Origin of the sequence: Paracoccus kondratievae (assembly GCF_009301415.1) — a bacterium.
Classification (GTDB): Bacteria; Pseudomonadota; Alphaproteobacteria; order Rhodobacterales; family Rhodobacteraceae; genus Paracoccus; species Paracoccus kondratievae.
Map to the genome: position 1 here is coordinate 1,028,462 of NZ_CP045072.1, position 18,851 is coordinate 1,047,312.

Here is an 18,851-nt window from a genome sequence, read left to right on the forward strand (position 1 = left end):
CCGGGCTTGTTCTGGACAACTCGACCTTCGCCCCGGTATCACCTGTCTCTGGACAACGGGGCCATAGGCCCGGCAGGAAGGTGGAACGCAGATGGGTGAAACGGGCGAGAATCACACCGGCATGGCAGAGGCTGCCACCTCACAAGCTGATCTTCCGCCTGTTGCCAGTCTTGATGCCAAGGCGGCTGCCGCAGAGCATGCTCGGCTAAGCGGTGAGGTCTCGCGCGCCAATCTGGCCTATCACCAAAAGGACGCGCCCTTTATCAGCGACGCTGAATACGATCTCTCAAAGCGCCGGCTGGAAGAGATCGAGGCCCGCTTTCCTGAGCTTTCCCATGCAGAAAGCCCGACGGCCCAGGTGGGTGCAGCCCCTGACCAGCGCTTTGCCAAGGTTCCACATCGCCTGCCGATGCTGTCTTTGGAAAACGGCTTCAGTCATGAGGATGTCGAGGCATTCGTTCATCGGCTACGGTCATTTCTTAACCTTGCGCCGGATGTGCCGCTGGAATTTACCGCCGAGCCCAAGATTGACGGCCTGTCGTTGTCCTTGCGTTACGAAGGCGGAAAACTGGTGCAGGCCGCAACCCGTGGCGATGGCGCCATAGGCGAAAATGTGACGGCTAACGCCCTTACGATCAGCGATATTCCGAAACACCTTGCTGGTGACGGCTATCCAGAGGTTCTTGAGATCCGTGGCGAGGTCTACATGTCGCATACGGATTTCGAACAGCTGAACCAATCCGACAACGGGCGTGTCTTTGCCAATCCACGAAATGCTGCGGCGGGTTCGCTGCGCCAGCTTGACGCAGCGGTGACCGCCTCACGCCCCTTGCGGTTTTTTGCCTATGCCTGGGGCGAGGTCAGCGCGCCCTTTGCCCGTAGCCAGATGGGGGCGGTGCAGAGGATGCGGGATTTCGGGTTCCAGACCAATCCACTGACACGCATCTGTAACTCGGTGCAGGATCTGTTGGCTGCCTGGGCCGAGATCGAGCAGATGCGCTCGACCCTTGGCTATGACATCGACGGTGTGGTCTATAAGGTTAATGATCTTGCCTATCAGGCACGGCTTGGCATGCGCTCGACGACACCGCGGTGGGCGCTTGCGCATAAATTTCCTGCCGAACGCGCCTGGACGCGGCTTGAGGCCATTGACATTCAGGTCGGGCGTACCGGCGCGCTCAGCCCGGTGGCGCGGCTGAATCCGGTGACAGTGGGTGGTGTCGTGGTTTCGAACGCGACGCTGCATAACGAGGATTACATCGCCGGGCGTGGCGCTGACGGCAGCGAGATCAGGGGTGGTAAGGATATTCGTGTCGGCGACTGGGTCGAAGTTTATCGGGCCGGCGATGTCATCCCCAAAGTTGCCGATGTGGATCTGAGCAAACGCCCGGGTGATTCCGCGCCTTACGTCTTTCCGACCACCTGTCCTGAATGCGGCTCTCCAGCCATTCGTGAAGAGGGCGATGCCGTTCGGCGTTGCACCGGTGGGTTGATTTGTCCGGCGCAGGCAGTCGAAAAACTGCGCCATTTCGTTTCACGCGCCGCCTTTGATATCGAGGGTCTGGGCGCCCGGCAGATCGAGGTGTTCTATCGCCTGAACTGGGTTGCAGAGCCGGCCGATATCTTCACGCTTCATGCCCGTGATGCTGCGGGGCGCAAGATGCTTGCTGACCATACCCACGCCTTTCTTGCGATTGAGAGCAGGATCGAACGCGCCGAAACCCTGCACGCCGATTATCGTGAACTTCTGAGCCCGCTTGGTGTCGAGATTGAGGGACCCGATGATTTGCCCGAGGCTCTTGATAGGCTGTCGTCCTGTCGGCTGGCCGAGGTAAAGGGCTGGGGCGAAACCAGCGCCAGCAAGCTTTTCGAGGCGATCGAAAAGCGGCGCGAGATTTCGCTGGCCCGCCTGCTTTTTGCGCTGGGGATCCGGCATGTTGGTGAGGTCGCGGCCCAGGATCTGGCCCGCCACTATGGCAGCTGGGATGCGCTTAAGACTGCGTTGGACATCGCCCGCCCTGCCGCTATTGCCCATCGCGCTGCCGAGGATGCCGCACAGGCGGAACGTGAGGCTGCGCAGGCCGAGGGCCGTCGCGCCCGGCTGGCCGAGGCGCGGGGGGCGGCTCTTGCCCGGTGCGAACTTTCGCCCGAGGCCGCGAACGCCTGGGCCGACCTTATTGCTGCCGATGGTATCGGTCCGGTCCTTGCCATGTCGCTGTCGGATGCCTTTGCCAATGAACGCGAACGGGCGGCTATTGATCGCCTGATCGCGCAGTTAAGTTCGATCCTGCCGCCCGAGGCGCGCGCCACCGACACAGCCATCGCTGGCAAGACGCTGGTCTTTACCGGCACGCTTGAAAAGATGACACGGGCTGAGGCCAAAGCGCGGGCCGAGGCGCTTGGCGCCCATGTTGCAGGATCGGTTTCGGCCAAGACGGATCTGCTGATTGCTGGCCCGGGTGCAGGCTCCAAGGCGAAAAAGGCCGCTGAACTGGGCATCAAGGTCATTGATGAGGACGAATGGCTGACGCTCGCCCAGGGGTAACGCCGGGCCGCCCGCCGGTACTGTTTCCCTTGTTCGCGGGCGTTGAGACGTTGCCGGGCGTTGGCCCGCGCGCGGCCGAGGCCTTTGCCCAAATGGGCGTGACCCGGCTGCGCGATCTGATCCTGAACTTGCCGCATTCGGGTATCCGCCGTCGCCGCATTGCTCATCTGGCCGATGCGATCCCCCCCGAGATTGTCACGGTCACGATCACCGTTCAGCGTCACAGCCAGCCAACCGCAAAGGGACGGCCCTGGCGTGTGCACTGCAGTGATGGCCGGACGGATTTGCAGCTGGTTTTCTTTCACCCCCGCAAGGGCTGGATTGAAAGCCAGCTGCCGGTGGGCGAAAGGCGGCTTGTCTCGGGCAAGATCGAGCTGTTCGACGGCATGCCGCAGATGGTCCATCCCGACCATATTGGCCCCGAGGGGTCAGAGCCGCCCCCGGATTTTGAACCGGTCTACCCCTTGTCGGGCCGGCTGACCCAGGGGGTCGTGCACAAGGCAGCGCAGGTGGCACTGACCCGCCTGCCCGAAGCGGAAGAATGGATCGACCCGGCCCTTGTCGCGCGCGAGGGTTGGCCGGGCTGGGCCGAGGCGCTGCACCGTGCCCATGCTCCGACAGGGCCGGCCAACCTGTCCTCCACCGATCCGGCGCGTGCGCGGCTGGCCTATGATGAACTTTTCGCACATCAGATGACGCTTGCGCTGTTGCGTCGTGACCGGCGCAGGCAGGCTGGGCAGGTGACGCAAGGCAGCGGAGATTTGCGCGACAAGGTGCTGGCGGGGCTGCCATGGCCGCCGACAGACGCGCAGCGCCGCGCGGTCGAAGAGATCGCCGCCGACCTGGCTTCGCCGCGGCGAATGAACCGGTTACTGCAAGGCGATGTTGGCGCGGGGAAAACGCTCGTCGCCTTTCTGGCGCTGCTGATCGCGGTCGAGGCAGGCGGGCAGGGCGTGCTGATGGCCCCGACCGAAATCCTTGCACGTCAGCATTTCAGGGCGCTTGAACCTTTGGCGCAGCTGGCAGGCATCCGGCTTGAGGCATTGACGGGCCGGGATAAGGGTGATGCGCGCACGAATATCCTGACCGATCTGGCAGAGGGGCGTATCGACATCCTCGTCGGCACCCATGCGGTGATCCAGAAAACTGTCGAATTCCGCGATCTGCGGCTGGCTGTTGTCGATGAACAGCATCGGTTTGGCGTCAATCAGCGTATGGAGCTGGTGGCTAAAGGCGGACATTTACCACCTGATATGCTGGTGATGACGGCTACGCCGATCCCGCGTTCGCTGGCGTTGGCGCAGTTCGGCGATATGGATCTGTCGGTGCTTGATGAAAAGCCCGCCGGTCGCCAGCCGATCCGGACTACGGTGATCCCCGATTCACGGATGGGCGAAGTGGTGGAACATCTGGCCCGGGCGATCTCGGCCGGGGCACGGGCCTATTGGGTTTGCCCCTTGGTCGAGGAAAGTGAGGCTGTCAGCCTGACCGCCGCCGAGGCGCGTTTTCAGGAACTGCGTGCCCGTTTCGGCGAACAGGTCCGACTGATTCACGGTCAGATGCCTGCGGATGAGCGTGACACCGCAATGGCTGACTTCGCCGCCGGCCGGGCGAACATCCTTGTCGCGACCACGGTGATCGAAGTCGGCGTCGATGTCCCCGAGGCAACGATCATGGTGATCGAGCGCGCAGAAAGTTTTGGGCTGGCGCAATTGCACCAGTTGCGTGGCCGTGTCGGGCGTGGTTCGGGCGCGTCGAGTTGCCTTCTGATGTATCACGAGCCGCTTTCCGAAACGGGGCGGCGGCGCCTTTCGATCCTGCGCGAGACTGAGGACGGTTTCCGCATCGCCGAGGAGGATCTGGCGATGCGCGGGGCGGGCGATGTGATCGGTACGGCGCAATCGGGTCTGCCACGATTCCGCATCGCCGACCTTGAGCGGCAGTCGGGCCTGATGGCCCTGGCCCGCAAGGACGCCCAAAGTTTTCTTGAGCGAGACCCCGAAATGGCAAGCGAGAGAGGACGCGCTGTTCGCCTTCTTTTGTGGCTGATGGAGCAGGATCGCGCCATACGGTTGATCAACTCAGGATAGCGTTCTCCAGATGTTCTTAAAAAGTTCTTTACTTTGTTCTCGCGTCATGAGAACAAACGGTAAACGAACTGTGGAGAGCCCCATGACCCGCGAATCCCTCTCTGACTTGCTCGGCACGGTCGCCATCTCGGTGACGGCAATCATTCTGTTCTCGCTGCCTTCGATTCTGGCAGCCTGATTTCTGACTTTCACTGCCCCGCGCAATCGGCGGCCCTTCGCCTGGGGCTGCAACCTTCCCCTCGGTCGATCATGCGCGCAACTGCCGGTCCCTTGCGGACCGGCTTTTCTTTTTGCGGGACGGGTTCTCAGGCAGGCGATGCGTCGATCGCACCCAAAAGAGCCTCCCACGCCAGCAGAATAGAGGCGTGGCGGTTAGGGAATTCCCGCGCGGGCAGCAGCGTCTCAAGCTCATCAAAAGGTGCAGCGGGGGCAGGGCCATCAGTTTTCAACATTGCCTGCAGCTCGTCGCGGGCCCGGGCGATCTCATCCCGCGAACGGCCAAGCGCGGTGCGCCCCAGCACCCCGGCCGATGCCTGACCCAGCGCACAGGCCCGCACCTCTTGGGAAAAATCAACGATGCGGCCGTCTTGCATTACCACATGGGCGGTGACCGACGAGCCGCATTGAGGCGACCGACGATGCGCGCTGCCCGTCGGGTTGTCGAGCTTGCCCAGATGCGGGATGTCCGAGGCGAGCGCCAGGATGCGCCGCGAGTAAAGCTGCATCAGGTCACTGTCGGACATGGTCTTTTCCCTTTCGATTACTGGGTCTAGATAGGTGCGGTGCAGCCGAAAGGAAAGCTGATGTTCGACCCCGCCAGCCTGAAATATGACGCCGATAATCTGATTCCGGCCATCGCGCAGGATCATCACACGGGCGAGGTGCTGATGATGGCCTGGATGAATGCCGAAGCGGTCGCGCAGACACTTGCCACGGGCAAGGTCACTTATTGGTCGCGTTCCCGTCAGGCGTTCTGGATTAAGGGCGAAAGCTCCGGCCACGTCCAAAAGCTGGTCGAGCTGCGGGTTGATTGTGATCGGGATTGCCTGTTGGTGCTTGTCGATCAGACCGGCCCTGCCTGCCACACGAACCGGCAAAGCTGCTTTTACACCGCGATCCGGGGCGGGGATGAGGTGATCATTATGGAACCTCAGAATCCCAGCAGTTGACGGATCTCGGCAGCAGAAACGCCGTCGTCGCGATAAAGCTTTAGTGCACGGCCATCGTCGCGCTTGGCCAGGCGCTTGCCGTGTTCATCCCGGATCAGCCGGTGGTGGTGATAACGCGGCGTCGGAAGCTCAAGCAATTTCTGAAATAATACATGTATCCATGTTGAATCTAGTAAATCTTTTCCGCGTGTCACCAGCGTAATTCCTTGTGCGGCGTCATCGACCACAACGGCAAGGTGATAGCTTGTCCCCATGCCACGTCGTGCAAGAACCACATCCCCGACGCCGGAGATAAAGTCCTGCGCTGCCAGCCGATGTGGCAGGCCGGGGGCGATATTTTCATCCAGAAATGCGATTTCTTCGAGGTCGAGATAGTCAAAAGCGCGGGCGGCGTTCAGGCGGATTGCGTCGTCCGGTCCCATTTCAGCCATGTTTCGATGGCGGCAGGTGCCGGGATAGACCGGGCCGTCTGGGCCGATCACCGGTTCGGCGCCTTCTTGCGGTGCGGAAAGCGCGGCGCGAATATCGGCACGCCGGCAACGGCAAGGATAGATAAGCCCCAGCGCAGCCAGTCGGTCCAGCGCTGCCTGATAGGCGGACAGCCGTTCGGATTGGCGCATTACGGGCTGGGGCCAGTCAAGGCCTAGCCAGTGTAGATCTTCGACGATCAAAGCCTCGTATTCCGGGCGACAGCGCGATTGGTCGATGTCCTCGATACGCAGCAGAAACTCGCCCGGGTCGGCCAGTTTCGCAGCTGTCAGCGCCGCGAAGGCATGGCCCAGATGCAGCGGGCCCGTCGGAGAGGGGGCAAAGCGCGTGCGTTTCAAACCTGTCCTGTAAGCCATTGGTTGAAATCGGCTTTTGCTCGGTCTGTATAGGCCGGATAGCGATCCTTGCGCCCTTTGCGGCCACCGCGCATCTCTTCAAGCGGAGGGTATAGGCCAAAGTTCACGTTCATCGGCTGGAAGGTCTTGGCGTCCGCTCCGCCTGTGATGTGGTTAACCAGCGCCCCCATCGAGGTCGTGGCGGGGGGTGGAGGCAGGTCGCGACCCAGTGCCTCGGCAGCCGCCATGCGACCAGCAAGCAGGCCCATGGCGGCGCTTTCAACATAGCCTTCGACCCCGGTGACCTGACCGGCAAAGCGAAGGTTCGGATGCGAACGCAGCCGCAGCCGGTCGTCGATCAGACGAGGCGAGTTCAGGAAAGTGTTGCGATGGATGCCGCCAAGTCGGGCAAAGCTGGCGTTGTGCAATCCGGGAATGCGCCTGAAAACATCGACTTGCGCACCATACTTCATTTTCGTCTGAAAGCCGACGATATTATAAAGCGTTCCCAATGCATTGTCGCGGCGCAGCTGTACGACGGCATAGGGCTTTTCTTCAGGCCGGTGTGCATTGGTCAGCCCGACCGGCTTCATCGGGCCATGACGCAACGTGTCCCGGCCACGCTCGGCCATGACCTCAATGGGCAGACAGCCGTCGAAATAAGGCGTGGGGTCGGGCGAAGAGCCGGCCTCACCCTCATGAAACTCTGTCTTTTCGGCGGCGAGCAGGGCGTCGATGAAGCCGTCGTAATCCTCGCGCGTCATCGGGCAGTTGATATAGGCGGTACGCTCTTCCTCGGTGTCGCCCTTGTCGTAGCGGCTTTGGCGCCAGCAGATCGACATGTCGATGCTGTCGGCATGGACGATCGGAGCAATGGCGTCGAAAAAGGCGAGCGAACCCTCGCCGGTCAGCGCCCGGATCGACTGGCCAAGCGCGGCCGAGGTCAGCGGGCCGGTCGCGATGATCCAGCGACCCTCGGTCGGCAATTCGCGGATCTCACCGGGCTGGAAGGTAACCAGAGGCTCGTTGCGCAGAGCCTGCGTCACAGCCTGTGAGAATGCGTCGCGGTCGACGGCCAGTGCGCCGCCAGCAGGCAGGCGGTGACGGGCGGCCATTTGCATGATCAGCCCGTCTGCCGCGCGCATTTCCCAATGCAACTGGCCCACGGCATTCATGCGATCATCGTCCGAGCGGAAGCTGTTCGAGCACACCATTTCAGCGCAATCGCCGGTACGATGCGCGAATGTTGCAACCTCGGGCCGCATCTCGTGCAGCACCACCGGAACACCTGCGCGGGCGATTTGCCAGGCGGCCTCGGACCCGGCAAGGCCCGCGCCAATGATGTGGATCGGTTCCATGCTTGTCCCCTTTGCCTCAGGCGCGTTGTCCTAACAATGGCGCGCCAAAACGGCAAGAGAAAGGGCGGCACCCGCAGGGGGAGCCGCCCGATCAGTTTCGATGCCTTGCCGGCGATCAGGCCTCGGTAGCCTCTTCCTCGGCAGCTTCTTCGTTGTCGCTGGAGCGCAGGCCCGAAGGAGCCGCGATATTGGCGATGACAAAGTTGCGGTCGATGGTCGGCTTCACACCGCGCGGCAGTTGCACGTCGTTGATGTGGATCGATTCACCGATTTCGCGGCCGGTCAGGTCAACCGTGATCTGCTCGGGGATATCCGAGGCGGTCACCATCAGTTCGACCTCGGGGCGCACCACGACCAGCGTGCCGCCACGCTTCAGGCCAGGGGCCTGCTCGTGGTTTTCAAAATGTACGTTGATGAACAGGTTCACCCGGGTGTTGCGGTGCACGCGCATGAAGTCGATATGCGTCGGCAGGTCCTTGACCACATCGCGCTGAACGCCGCGGCAGACGACGCGGACGTCTTCCTGGCCTTCGACTTTCAGGTTCCACAGCGTGGACATGAAGCGACCGGCGCGCAGCTTGGTCAGCAGGTAGTTGAATTCAAGGGCGATCGGCTGCGGCTCTTTGCCGTCGCCATAAACGATGCCGGGCACCTTGCCTTCGCGGCGAGCTTGACGGGCGGCCCCCTTGCCTGTCCCCGTGCGTGCCTCGGCCACCAGATTCGGGATCTCTTTGGCCATGGTTGGTATCCTTGTGCTACAAATGGCGGCCATCCTCCAAGGGTGCATGGCCGAGGACGGGCCTATAGCGCGGTGTCAGCGGGAAGTGAAGTGAAAAATCGTTCGCATGTTAGGTGAAAAATGCTTGTCAGATAGGCTCTGATGGTTGCAGAGCATTTCTCGATACAGGTCGGGGCCTTTCGAGTTGCATCGTATCTATTCGCTTGACTACCTCAAGCTTGCGCTGGCGGTGCTGGTCGCCTTTGCGCATACCTATTGGTTACAGACCAATATGACGCCAGGGCTGTTCATGATCGGCAACGGTCTGATGCGCGTCATGGTTCCGACCTTTTGCATCATCGCCGGCTATTTTCTTTACTCGGCAGTGGAAAGGGGCAAGGGCCGCAAGTGGCTGTACCGTGTGGGAATGCTTTATCTGTTCTGGATGGCGGTATATCTGCCTTTCTGGCTGAACGAGGTGCACGGGCCTGTCTCGCTGATCAAGACCCTGGCCTGGGGTTATTTCCACCTATGGTTCATGGCCGGCATTCTGGTTGCCGGGATGGTGGTCCTGCTGGTTTGCAGCTTTGCGCGACGGATTGCGCCCGCGCGGGAATACCGGCTGCTTATGGCGGCGGCGGCGATTTGCGCTGTGATCGGGGTCACACTGCAATATATCGCCTTGTCGGGCATCGCCCAGATCGGGGTCAAGAAGTTCTCGAACGGTCTTTTCATGTGCTTTCCCTTTGTCGCGATAGGCTGTCTTTGCGGCCGCAGGGTTGCGCGGCTGGGGATGCAGGGACTGCCGCCGCGTTGGCTGGTACTGGCGCTGACCGGTGTCGGGGCGGCGCTTTTGATGGCAGAGGCGTGGTTTGTGCAGGCATGGCGCAGCGATCAGGTGATGCTGGATATTCCGGTCACCTCATATATCGCGGCGCCAGCACTGTTTCTGGCAGTGCTGGGAACGGCGATGCCGCGCCCTCCGATCCGGCTCGATCCGATTTCGGCGATGATCTATTTCATGCATGTGCTGGCGTTGCATCTTGCCCATGCGCTGGGGGTGCAGGGGCTGGCCGGGCTGATGGCCTTTGCCGTTGGCCTGCCGGCTCTGGCAGCACTGGTGCTGAGGCGTTTGCCGATCCGCGGTTTTGAAAAGGGCGGGCGGCCTGAACAGGGGGAACATGTCCACGCCAACCCGGCACCTTGAACCGGCGTGCTAGCCCCAGGGCTGCAGGAACTCTTGCGGGATCAGCAGATTGTGGCGGCCAAGGTTTTTGACGTCACGCTCGCCGCAAAGGGCCATGGTTACGTCCAGTTCCTTGCGGATGACCTCAAGCGCGGCGGTGACGCCTGCCTCGCCCATGGCGCCCAGCCCATAGATAAAGGCGCGCCCGATATAGGTGGCATGGGCCCCCAATGCCAGCGCCTTGAGCACGTCCTGCCCCGAGCGGATGCCGCTGTCGAGATGGATCTCGATCTGGTCACCGACCGCCTTGACGATCTCGGGCAGCATCCGGATGGAACTGACCGCACCGTCAAGTTGCCGCCCGCCGTGGTTGCTGATGATGATTGCATCGGCCCCGAAACCGGCGGCCATACGGGCGTCCTCGGGGTCATTGATCCCCTTAAGGATCAGCTTGCCGCCCCAGAGGTCGCGGATGCGCGCGATCTTGTCCCAATCAAGCTGTGGGTCGAACTGTTCGGCCGTCCAGGCAACGAGAGAGGACGGATCGCCCACGCCCTTGGCATGGCCAACGATATTGCCAAAGAAACGCCGCTTGGTGCGCAGCATCTCAAGCCCCCAGCGCCATTTCGTCGCGAGATCCAGCATGACCGGCAGGGTCAGGCGCGGTGGGGCAGAAAGGCCGTTCTTAAGATCTTTGTGCCGCTGGCCGAGGATCTGAAGGTCCAGCGTCAGAACCAGCGCCGAGCAATTGGCGCGCCTGGCCCGTTCGATAATCGCCTCAAGGAACTCCTGGTCGCGCATGACATAAAGCTGAAACCAGAAGGGGGCCCGGATCGCCTCGGCCACATCTTCGAGCGAACAGATCGACATCGTGGAAAGCGTGAAGGGCACACCAAAAGCCTTGGCTGCACGCGCCGCCTTGATCTCGCCATCGGCGCTTTGCATGCCGGTCATCCCGACCGGGGCAAGGGCCACAGGCATGGCAACCTTTTGCCCGGCCATGGTGCTTTCGGTGGTTCGTCCGGTCATGTCCACCGCGACGCGCTGGCGCAGTTTGATGCGCTGAAAATCCGCCGAGTTCTCGCGGAAGGTGCCTTCGGTATAGCTGCCGCTTTCCGCGTAATCGTAGAACATCCGCGGTACGCGGCGGCGGTAGATGGCCTTAAGATCATCTATGCAGGTGATGACCGGCATCGGGCTCTCCTTAGTTCGGCGGGCAATTGGGGCTGCCCTCGGGGCAGTCGGCGGAAAGCGATTGCTGCGACAAAGCGCGGGCGCGTGCACGCAGCGCGTCGGCCCGGCGCTGCAGATCGGCGTCATTGGCAACGGGTGTGACCCCGGCACGACCGGCAAGGGCCTGACTGCGCGCGTTCAGCGCGTCGCTGACCGATGTGGGGTCGCGGGCAGCATCGGCGGCGTGGCCGGGCAGGGCGGGTGGGGCAAGCACCTGATCCGTGGGCATCAGCTTGGGATAGTCGTCCCCGCCATCGCCGCATCCTGCCAGCATCGCCAATGCAAGCGCGCCCCAGATCCGCACCATCCCATACCCCCGCCGATTCATGGGCGGGACCATAGGCCCGCAGGGGCGGCAGGGGCAAGATGCGCTCTTTCCTTGGCGGCCCGCGCCGCCTAGAAGGCGGCATGGCAAGAACGCAGGGCTCGAAGGCAGAGATTACCGGACCCTTGATCCGCGATACGGCGCGCAGGCTGTTTGCGCGCCATGGCTATGCTGCGGTTTCGATGCGCCAGATCGCGGCCGGGGTCGGGGTGCAGGTTGGTGCGCTTTACGCCTATACGGCGGACAAACAGGCGCTGCTGGCTGATCTGCTGCGCGTCCATATGGAAGAGCTGCTGGCCGCCTGGCAGGACGATCCCGCGCGGCCGGCGCTTGAGCGGCTCGAGTCCTTTCTGCGTTTTCATATCCAGACCAGTCTTGAGCGGCCCGAGGCTGTGTTCCTGTCCTATATGGAGCTGCGCAACCTGACGCCCGGGAACCGGGCCGAGATTGCCGCCTTGCGCCGTCGCTATGAGGATGCGCTTGAGGCGATCCTGATCGCCGGAGAGGCCGAAGGCGTGATGACGGTGCCCGATACGCGGCTGGCAACCATGGCTCTGATCGCCATGCTGACCGGCGTGACCAACTGGTATCGTGAGGGTGGGCGCCTGGATCAGGAACGGGTCGTTGAGGTCTATTGGGACCTCGTGCGCGGGGCCGTGGGTGCGAATCCCCTTTTCAATTGGCAGTCCTGATCCGATATAGAAGGGCATGAGCCTGCCGCCCCAGTTCCTCGATGAGATCCGTGCCCGCGTGCCTTTGTCACGCGTGATCGGCCGTAAGGTCGTCTGGGATCTGCGTCGCTCGAACCAGGCCAAGGGGGACTGGTGGGCACCTTGTCCGTTCCACGGCGAAAAGACTCCGTCCTTTCACGTCGATGATCAAAAGGGCTTTTACTACTGCTTTGGCTGCCATGCTAAAGGCGACGCGCTGACCTTTCTTCGCGAGGCCGAAGGTATGGGCTTTATCGAAGCGGTCGAATTCCTGGCCGCCGAGGCCGGCCTGCCCATGCCCGAACGCGACCAGCGCGCCGTGCAGCGTGCCGACCGGCGTAGCGAACTGGTCGAGGTGATGGAGCAGGCGGCGCGCTGGTTCCGCATGCAGCTAAGCACCGGCACAGCGGAACAGGCCCGTGCCTATCTGGCACGTCGCGGCCTTGACGAGGCTGCCTGCGAACGCTTTGGCATTGGCTTTGCCCCCGACCAGCGACAGGGGCTTTTCAACGCCCTTCGTTCAAAAGGGATTTCTGAACAGCTGATTGTTGAGGCCGGGCTTGCCGCCAAGCCTGATGATGGCGGCGCGCCTTTTGACCGCTTCCGGGGTCGCATCACCTTTCCGATCCGTGACGGGCGTGGGCGCTGTATCGCCTTTGGCGGCCGGGCGATGGATCCAAATGCGCGGGCGAAATACCTCAACAGCCCCGAGACGCCGCTGTTTGACAAAGGGCGCAACCTTTACAACATCGGCCCGGCGCGGGCGGCGGTGGCCAAGGGCAAGCCGCTGGTCGTGGCCGAAGGTTATATGGATGTCATCGCGCTGGTCCGCGCCGGGTTCGAGGGTGCGGTTGCCCCGCTGGGCACCGCGATCACCGAGGATCAGCTGCGGCTGATGTGGCGCATCTCGCCCGAGCCGGTCATCGCCCTTGATGGTGATGAGGCGGGCTTGCGCGCGGCGATACGGCTGATTGACCTGGCGCTGCCGATGACGGGGCCGGGGCAGGCGCTGCGCTTTGCCTTTCTGCCGCAGGGGCTGGACCCGGATGACCTGATCCGCGCCAAGGGCGCCAGCGCCATGGCCGCCATTCTGGATGAGGCGCGACCGCTGGTCGATCTGCTTTGGCGGCGCGAGACCGAGGGGCGGGTTTTCGACAGTCCCGAACGGCGCGCGGCACTTGATAAGGCCTTGGCCGAGGCGGTCGGCAGGATCCCGGACAAGGATACCCGCGACCATTACCATTCAGTCCTGCGCAACCTGAAATGGAAGCTTTTCGGCCCTCGCCGGCGCGATGCCGCGCAAACGGCCCGCACGCCGCGTGATAATTGGCGCGGACGTGGTGCCCGTTTCCAGCCCGAGGCGCCGACGCCTCCGACCAGGGCTTCGCGCCTGTCGTCCGGTGATCTGGACGAGCAGGACGCCGAAGGGCTGATCGAGGCAATGGTGCTGGCTATCTGCGCAAACCATCCCGAGTTGATCAGTACTGTCGAATCCCGGCTTGAGCGGCTTGAGCCGCAAGATGCTGACCGGGCTGCGCTGATACATGATCTGTTGTCGGGCACGCAATCGCAGGCGGGGCAGCGCGCCCTTGAAAGCATCATGGCCGACCCCCATGTGAAGACGGCTCCAGCCATCCTGCGCCCGCATGACGGCGATGCTGCTGCGGGTATTCTTGCCAATGCCCTGGACCGGATCGAGGCGCGACGCGCTGTGCGCGAAGAAATCGCCCGCGCCGAGGCCGAGATCGAAGGGCTGGCAGATGAGGGGCTGACCTGGCGCGTGGCGCAATCCACCCGTGCAAGGCAGCAGGCCGACCATCCTTCGCTGGCCGACCTTTCGGATCTGGGCGAGGACAGCGACGCCTATCGGGCTATTCTCGATGCGGCGCTGAAAAACGAGATCTGGCGCAAACCGCGCCGCTGACCGGCGCGAATCACTTGCGCCGAATCACTTGGCCGGTTCCGGGCTGCGGGCTTTGAATCGCTCGCGATTCGGGCTAAGACCGACCGATCAGCCGATCCCGATTCGCTGATTCGCGAATCACCGCTTCAAGGGAGCCAGCATGGCAGCCAACGACGACGACCAGAAGCCCGACGCCAAGGATGACGATCATTCGCTGGACATGTCGCAGGCCGCGGTCAAGCGCATGATCGCCGAAGGGCGTGAGCGCGGCTATATCACCTACGACCAGTTGAACGCCGTCCTGCCGCCCGAACAGGTCAGTTCTGACCAGATCGAGGACGTGATGTCCATGCTGTCCGAAATGGATATCCGCGTGGTCGAAAACGACGAAGAGGCCGAAGAGGCCGAGACCGGCGGCGAGCTGACCGTTGCCGGCTCGACCTCGCGTGAGCTGGCCGTCGCCACGACCGAGACGGAAAAGCTGGACCGGACCGACGACCCGGTGCGCATGTATCTGCGCGAGATGGGTTCGGTCGAGCTGTTGTCGCGTGAGGGCGAGATCGCCATCGCCAAACGGATCGAGGCTGGCCGCAATACGATGATCGCCGGGCTTTGCGAAAGCCCGCTGACCTTCAAGGCCATCACCATGTGGCGGCAAGAGCTTCTGGAAGAGGCGATCTTGCTGCGCGACGTGATTGATCTTGAGACGACCTTCGGCCGCTCGATGGATGAAGAGGGCGAAGAGGAAGAGGTCCTTCCGACCGCTACGCGTACCGCCGGCACTGCCGCCACCCGCGACGATGAAGAGCTCGACGCCGACGGCAACCCGATGAGCCGCAGCGACGACGAAGAGGACGAGGACGACGGTCAGAACCTGTCGCTTGCCGCCATGGAGGCTTCGCTGAAGCCCAAGGTGCTTGAGACGCTGGAAGCCATTGCCCGCGGCTATGAAGAGCTGTCGCACATGCAGGATAACCGCATGTCGGCGACGCTGAACGAGGACGGGACTTTCTCGGCCGCGCAGGAATCGGCCTATCAGGAGCTGCGCTCGCGTATCGTTGCGCTGGTGAATGAGCTGCACCTGCACAATAACCGTATCGAGGCGCTGGTTGACCAGATCTACGGTATCAACCGCCGGATCGTGACCATCGACTCGAATATGGTAAAACTGGCCGATGCCGCGCGTATCAACCGGCGCGAGTTCATCGACGCTTATCGCGGCAGCGAACTTGATCCGACCTGGGTTGACCGCATGATGCAGAACAAGGGCCGCGGCTGGCAGGCGCTGTTCGACAAATCCCGCACTCAGGTCGAAAACCTGCGCGGCGAAATGGCCATGGTCGGCCAGCACGTCGGTGTCGATATCGAGGAATTCCGCCGCATCGTCTCGCAGGTTCAGCGCGGCGAAAAGGAATCGCGTCAGGCCAAAAAGGAAATGGTCGAGGCGAACCTGCGGCTGGTGATCTCGATTGCCAAGAAATACACGAACAGGGGCTTGCAATTCCTTGATCTTATTCAGGAAGGCAACATCGGTCTGATGAAGGCCGTGGATAAGTTCGAGTATCGCCGCGGCTATAAGTTCTCGACCTATGCGACCTGGTGGATCCGGCAGGCAATCACCCGCTCGATCGCGGACCAGGCGCGCACCATCCGTATCCCGGTGCATATGATCGAGACGATCAACAAGCTGGTGCGCACTGGTCGCCAGATGTTGCATGAGATCGGCCGCGAGCCCACGCCCGAGGAACTGGCCGACAAGCTGCAGATGCCGTTGGAAAAGGTTCGCAAGGTGATGAAAATCGCCAAAGAGCCAATCAGCCTTGAAACCCCGATCGGGGACGAAGAGGACAGCCAGCTTGGTGATTTCATCGAGGACAAGAACGCCGTCCTGCCGCTGGATTCCGCCATTCAGGAAAACCTCAAGGAGACCACGACCCGGGTTCTGGCCAGCCTGACCCCGCGTGAGGAACGGGTTTTGCGGATGCGTTTCGGTATCGGTATGAACACCGACCACACGCTGGAAGAGGTCGGCCAACAGTTCAGCGTGACCCGCGAACGGATCCGCCAGATCGAGGCCAAGGCTCTGCGCAAGCTCAAACACCCCAGCCGGTCGCGCAAGCTGCGCAGCTTCCTCGACCAGTAAGCGGTCAGGACAACGGAAAAGGCCGCGCCCTGTCATGGGCGCGGCCTTTGGCGTTTCTGGTCCGGGTCAGCCGTGCTTTTCGATCCAGTTCACGAAGGAATCGACAAAGCCGCGCAGGAACTTGTCTGTCTTTTCGTCGGTGATGGTGCCGTCGGCGGCATAGGCTTCGGGATGCCATTGGATATAGGCCTCGGGGGTGCTCATCATCACCATGCCTACATGAACCATATCGCTTTTCAGCCGTGCCTGCGCCATGGCTGCGCCGATCACGCCGGGTGAGGTGCCGGTCACCGCCGCCGGTTTGTCCTTCCACGAATTCTGCCCGTATGGCCGGGTGCCCCAATCCAGCGCGTTCTTGATGACGCCCGGATAGGTGCGGTTGTATTCCGGCGTCAGCGCCAGCACGGCGTCCGAATGCTCGGCCCGGTCCTTAAGGCGCAGCACGGACTGGGGCGGATCGGCCCACAGATCCTCGTTGTAATGGGGCAGGTCTCCGATATGCAGCAAATGGAATTGCAGTCGGCCTTCGGCCAGTTTCTCAAGGACTTTCATCAGCTTGTGGTTGAGCGACTCTTTGCGGAGCGAGCCAACCATAACGGCAACGGACTTGACCATTCCCGACCTCCTCTTGTGCCTTTCCAGGCTAAGCTAGGAGCGTATTCGCCCTGTGGAAAGAGGGTCCCACACTTGCATTCTTGGGGAAAAAGGTGAACAGTCGCCGACAAGCGGCGCATGACCGCGCACCGGAAAGGCACGGCATCCGATGGGCGAGGCGGAAAAAATCCAGACATGGCTGGCGGATGCAGGCAATTTGCGACTGCTCCTGATCGGGGTGCTGGTCATTTTGGCCTTTGCGCTTTTTTCGCTTTGGCGGGCCAGACGTTCGGCGGATGAGGCGGCGGCGCAAGCTGCCCGGCGCGAGGCGGAATTGCTTGCACGCATTGAGGCCGAATCGGGCGAATTGCGAACGCAACTTCAGGCTGTCAGCCGGTTTGAGGCGCAGACCGAGGTCCAGAGCCAGCGCCTGCAAGAGCTGATGGAAGAGCGGGATGAGTTGATCGACGCTCTGCATGGCGAACGGCAGACGATTGCGCGGCTGGAGCGTGAATTGGCCGAAACCCGGCTTGCTGCGCAAAAGGACCGTGAGGCGGCCGAACGTGACATCGCCACCCTGCGAGAGTTGCGCGAAGAGATGACCGGCCAGTTTCGCCTGCTTGCGACCGAGACCCTGAAATCTCAGGGAAGTGAGATGCAAAAAACGCATGGCGAACAGCTGTCGGCGCTGCTGACCCCATTCCGCGAGCAGGTGCACCGGTTCCAGACCGAGCTTCAGGCCCGCAACAAGGCCACCGACGAGGAACGCGCCCGCCTGCGCGAACAGATCGAATACCTGCACAAACGTTCCGAAGAGATCTCGCGCGAGGCGGTGGCGCTGACCCGCGCGCTTAAGGGTGACAGCCAGAAGCGTGGTGCCTGGGGTGAGATGATCCTTGAACGGATCCTTGAGGACTCAGGTCTGATCGCCGGCACTCATTACGAAACGCAGGTCAGCCACCGCGATGCCGATGGCAAGCTGTGGCGGCCGGACGTAATCGTAAAAATGCCGCAGAAAAAGCTGTTGGTGATCGACAGCAAAGTGTCGCTCAATGCCTATGAAGAGGCGGTGAACACTGAGGATATGCCGACGCGCGAGGCTGCCTTGCGCCGCCATGTCGCGGCCGTCCGCACCCATGTCGCAAGCCTTGCGGCCAAGGGGTATCAGGCGCTGGATCAGGGCTCGGTTGATTATGTGCTGATGTTCATTCCGGTCGAAGGTGCTTTCTCTGAGGCGTTGCGCGTCGATCCGGATCTTGCGCGTTACGCGATGGAAAACCGCGTTGGTCTGGCCACGCCGACGACGCTGATGCTGACCCTGCGTACCGTTGATCACATCTGGACGGTCGAGCGGCGTGAAACGAATGCCATGCAGATCGCCGCCCGTGCCGGTCAGCTTTACGACAAGCTGCACGGGTTCGTTTCCTCGATCGAAGAGGTCGGCGCGGCGCTGGAGCGGGCGCAGAAAAGCCACGCCACCGCCATGGACCGGCTGACGCGCGGTCCCGGCAACGTCATCCGTCAGGCCGAGATGCTGCGCGAATTGGGCGCGCGCACCCAAAAACGCATCGGGCTGGACCATGACGGCCCGGCGCCACTGATCGAGGCACCCGGCGAGGCGGCGGAATGAGCGCGACCCGCTTTGCCATCCGCACCCACGGGCCGGCCTGCTATGAGTTCACTGCCGAGGTCGCAGCCTGGCTGCGCGCGCTTGGGGCAGGGGACGGGGTCGTGACGCTGTTCGTACGCCACACCTCATGTTCACTGCTTATTCAAGAGAACGCCGACCCCGATGTTCAGCGCGATCTGCTGGCTTGGCTTGAGCGTATCGCGCCTTCGGCCGATCATCCCTCAATGGATTATCTGACGCATCGTGCCGAGGGACCGGATGATATGCCAGCCCATCTTAAGGCCGCGATCCTGCCGGTCAGCTTGCAGGTCCCGGTCGCACACGGCCGGATGGAGCTTGGCATCTGGCAGGGGATTTATCTTGTCGAACATCGCGCCCGCCCGCACCTGCGTGAAGTGGCGGCGCATTTTCAGGCAGGGTAAG

At 62.3% G+C, this 18,851-nt stretch carries 16 protein-coding genes; 9 read left to right on the plus strand and 7 right to left on the minus strand.

Annotated elements, in window-relative coordinates:
- Positions 1 to 91 precede the first annotated feature (91 nt).
- Both ligA and recG read left to right on the plus strand, forming a co-directional pair.
- A complete protein-coding gene (gene ligA, locus F8A10_RS05240; protein ID WP_152366847.1) occupies positions 92 to 2,545 on the plus strand; it encodes an NAD-dependent DNA ligase LigA in 2,454 nt (817 codons plus the stop codon).
- Positions 2,521 to 4,635 (plus strand): ATP-dependent DNA helicase RecG, encoded by a 2,115-nt coding sequence (gene recG, locus F8A10_RS05245; RefSeq protein WP_152366848.1) that lies wholly within the window; start codon positions 2,521 to 2,523, stop codon positions 4,633 to 4,635. The genes ligA and recG overlap by 25 nt, the downstream gene beginning before the upstream one ends.
- Before the next feature lie 305 nt (positions 4,636 to 4,940).
- Here the strand turns inward: recG and F8A10_RS05250 are convergent, their stop codons facing one another.
- Positions 4,941 to 5,378 (minus strand): iron-sulfur cluster assembly scaffold protein, encoded by a 438-nt coding sequence (locus F8A10_RS05250; protein WP_085501939.1) that lies wholly within the window; start codon positions 5,376 to 5,378, stop codon positions 4,941 to 4,943.
- A gap of 57 nt (positions 5,379 to 5,435) precedes the next feature.
- Here F8A10_RS05250 and hisI point away from each other — a divergent pair, with 57 nt between their 5' ends.
- Positions 5,436 to 5,804: a phosphoribosyl-AMP cyclohydrolase gene (gene hisI, locus F8A10_RS05255; protein WP_152367339.1), complete on the plus strand. Its 369-nt coding sequence runs from the start codon at positions 5,436 to 5,438 to the stop codon at positions 5,802 to 5,804.
- On the opposite strand, the gene gluQRS is transcribed toward hisI, so the two are convergent.
- From gluQRS to F8A10_RS05270, 3 genes are all read right to left on the minus strand, one after another.
- Positions 5,786 to 6,631: a tRNA glutamyl-Q(34) synthetase GluQRS gene (gene gluQRS / locus F8A10_RS05260; protein ID WP_152366849.1), complete on the minus strand. Its 846-nt coding sequence runs from the start codon at positions 6,629 to 6,631 to the stop codon at positions 5,786 to 5,788. The genes hisI and gluQRS overlap by 19 nt on opposite strands.
- Positions 6,628 to 7,986 (minus strand): methylenetetrahydrofolate--tRNA-(uracil(54)-C(5))-methyltransferase (FADH(2)-oxidizing) TrmFO, encoded by a 1,359-nt coding sequence (gene trmFO / locus F8A10_RS05265; protein ID WP_152366850.1) that lies wholly within the window; start codon positions 7,984 to 7,986, stop codon positions 6,628 to 6,630. The genes gluQRS and trmFO overlap by 4 nt, the downstream gene beginning before the upstream one ends.
- Before the next feature lie 115 nt (positions 7,987 to 8,101).
- Positions 8,102 to 8,725, minus strand: coding sequence for a 50S ribosomal protein L25/general stress protein Ctc (locus F8A10_RS05270; protein ID WP_010394783.1), 624 nt, complete (start codon positions 8,723 to 8,725; stop codon positions 8,102 to 8,104).
- A 184-nt stretch (positions 8,726 to 8,909) separates the two neighbouring features.
- Between F8A10_RS05270 and F8A10_RS05275 the strand changes: the two genes are divergently transcribed.
- Complete coding sequence (locus F8A10_RS05275) at positions 8,910 to 9,911, plus strand: acyltransferase family protein (RefSeq protein WP_085501936.1); 1,002 nt, start codon at positions 8,910 to 8,912, stop codon at positions 9,909 to 9,911.
- A 9-nt stretch (positions 9,912 to 9,920) separates the two neighbouring features.
- Here F8A10_RS05275 and F8A10_RS05280 read toward each other — a convergent pair whose 3' ends face one another.
- A complete protein-coding gene (locus tag F8A10_RS05280) occupies positions 9,921 to 11,084 on the minus strand; it encodes an alpha-hydroxy acid oxidase (protein ID WP_152366851.1) in 1,164 nt (387 codons plus the stop codon).
- Positions 11,085 to 11,094: 10 nt separating this feature from the next.
- Positions 11,095 to 11,430 carry a hypothetical protein gene (locus tag F8A10_RS05285; protein WP_010394790.1) on the minus strand — a complete coding sequence of 112 codons (336 nt, stop codon included), beginning with the start codon at positions 11,428 to 11,430 and terminating at the stop codon, positions 11,095 to 11,097.
- Positions 11,431 to 11,531: 101 nt separating this feature from the next.
- Here F8A10_RS05285 and F8A10_RS05290 point away from each other — a divergent pair, with 101 nt between their 5' ends.
- The 3 genes from F8A10_RS05290 to rpoD all read left to right on the plus strand — a co-directional run bounded on the left by F8A10_RS05290 (position 11,532) and on the right by rpoD (position 16,204).
- Positions 11,532 to 12,140 carry a TetR/AcrR family transcriptional regulator gene (locus F8A10_RS05290; protein WP_010394793.1) on the plus strand — a complete coding sequence of 203 codons (609 nt, stop codon included), beginning with the start codon at positions 11,532 to 11,534 and terminating at the stop codon, positions 12,138 to 12,140.
- Between the two features lie 16 nt (positions 12,141 to 12,156).
- Positions 12,157 to 14,082: a DNA primase gene (gene dnaG, locus F8A10_RS05295; RefSeq protein ID WP_152366852.1), complete on the plus strand. Its 1,926-nt coding sequence runs from the start codon at positions 12,157 to 12,159 to the stop codon at positions 14,080 to 14,082.
- Between the two features lie 139 nt (positions 14,083 to 14,221).
- Positions 14,222 to 16,204 (plus strand): RNA polymerase sigma factor RpoD, encoded by a 1,983-nt coding sequence (gene rpoD / locus F8A10_RS05300; RefSeq protein ID WP_152366853.1) that lies wholly within the window; start codon positions 14,222 to 14,224, stop codon positions 16,202 to 16,204.
- 66 nt (positions 16,205 to 16,270) lie between these two features.
- On the opposite strand, the gene F8A10_RS05305 is transcribed toward rpoD, so the two are convergent.
- Complete coding sequence (locus tag F8A10_RS05305; protein ID WP_085501934.1) at positions 16,271 to 16,819, minus strand: NADPH-dependent FMN reductase; 549 nt, start codon at positions 16,817 to 16,819, stop codon at positions 16,271 to 16,273.
- A gap of 148 nt (positions 16,820 to 16,967) precedes the next feature.
- Between F8A10_RS05305 and rmuC the strand changes: the two genes are divergently transcribed.
- A complete protein-coding gene (gene rmuC, locus F8A10_RS05310) occupies positions 16,968 to 18,428 on the plus strand; it encodes a DNA recombination protein RmuC (RefSeq protein ID WP_010394801.1) in 1,461 nt (486 codons plus the stop codon).
- Positions 18,425 to 18,850 (plus strand): secondary thiamine-phosphate synthase enzyme YjbQ, encoded by a 426-nt coding sequence (locus F8A10_RS05315; protein WP_085501933.1) that lies wholly within the window; start codon positions 18,425 to 18,427, stop codon positions 18,848 to 18,850. Before rmuC ends, F8A10_RS05315 begins: the two co-directional genes overlap by 4 nt.
- Position 18,851: the final 1 nt, after the last annotated feature.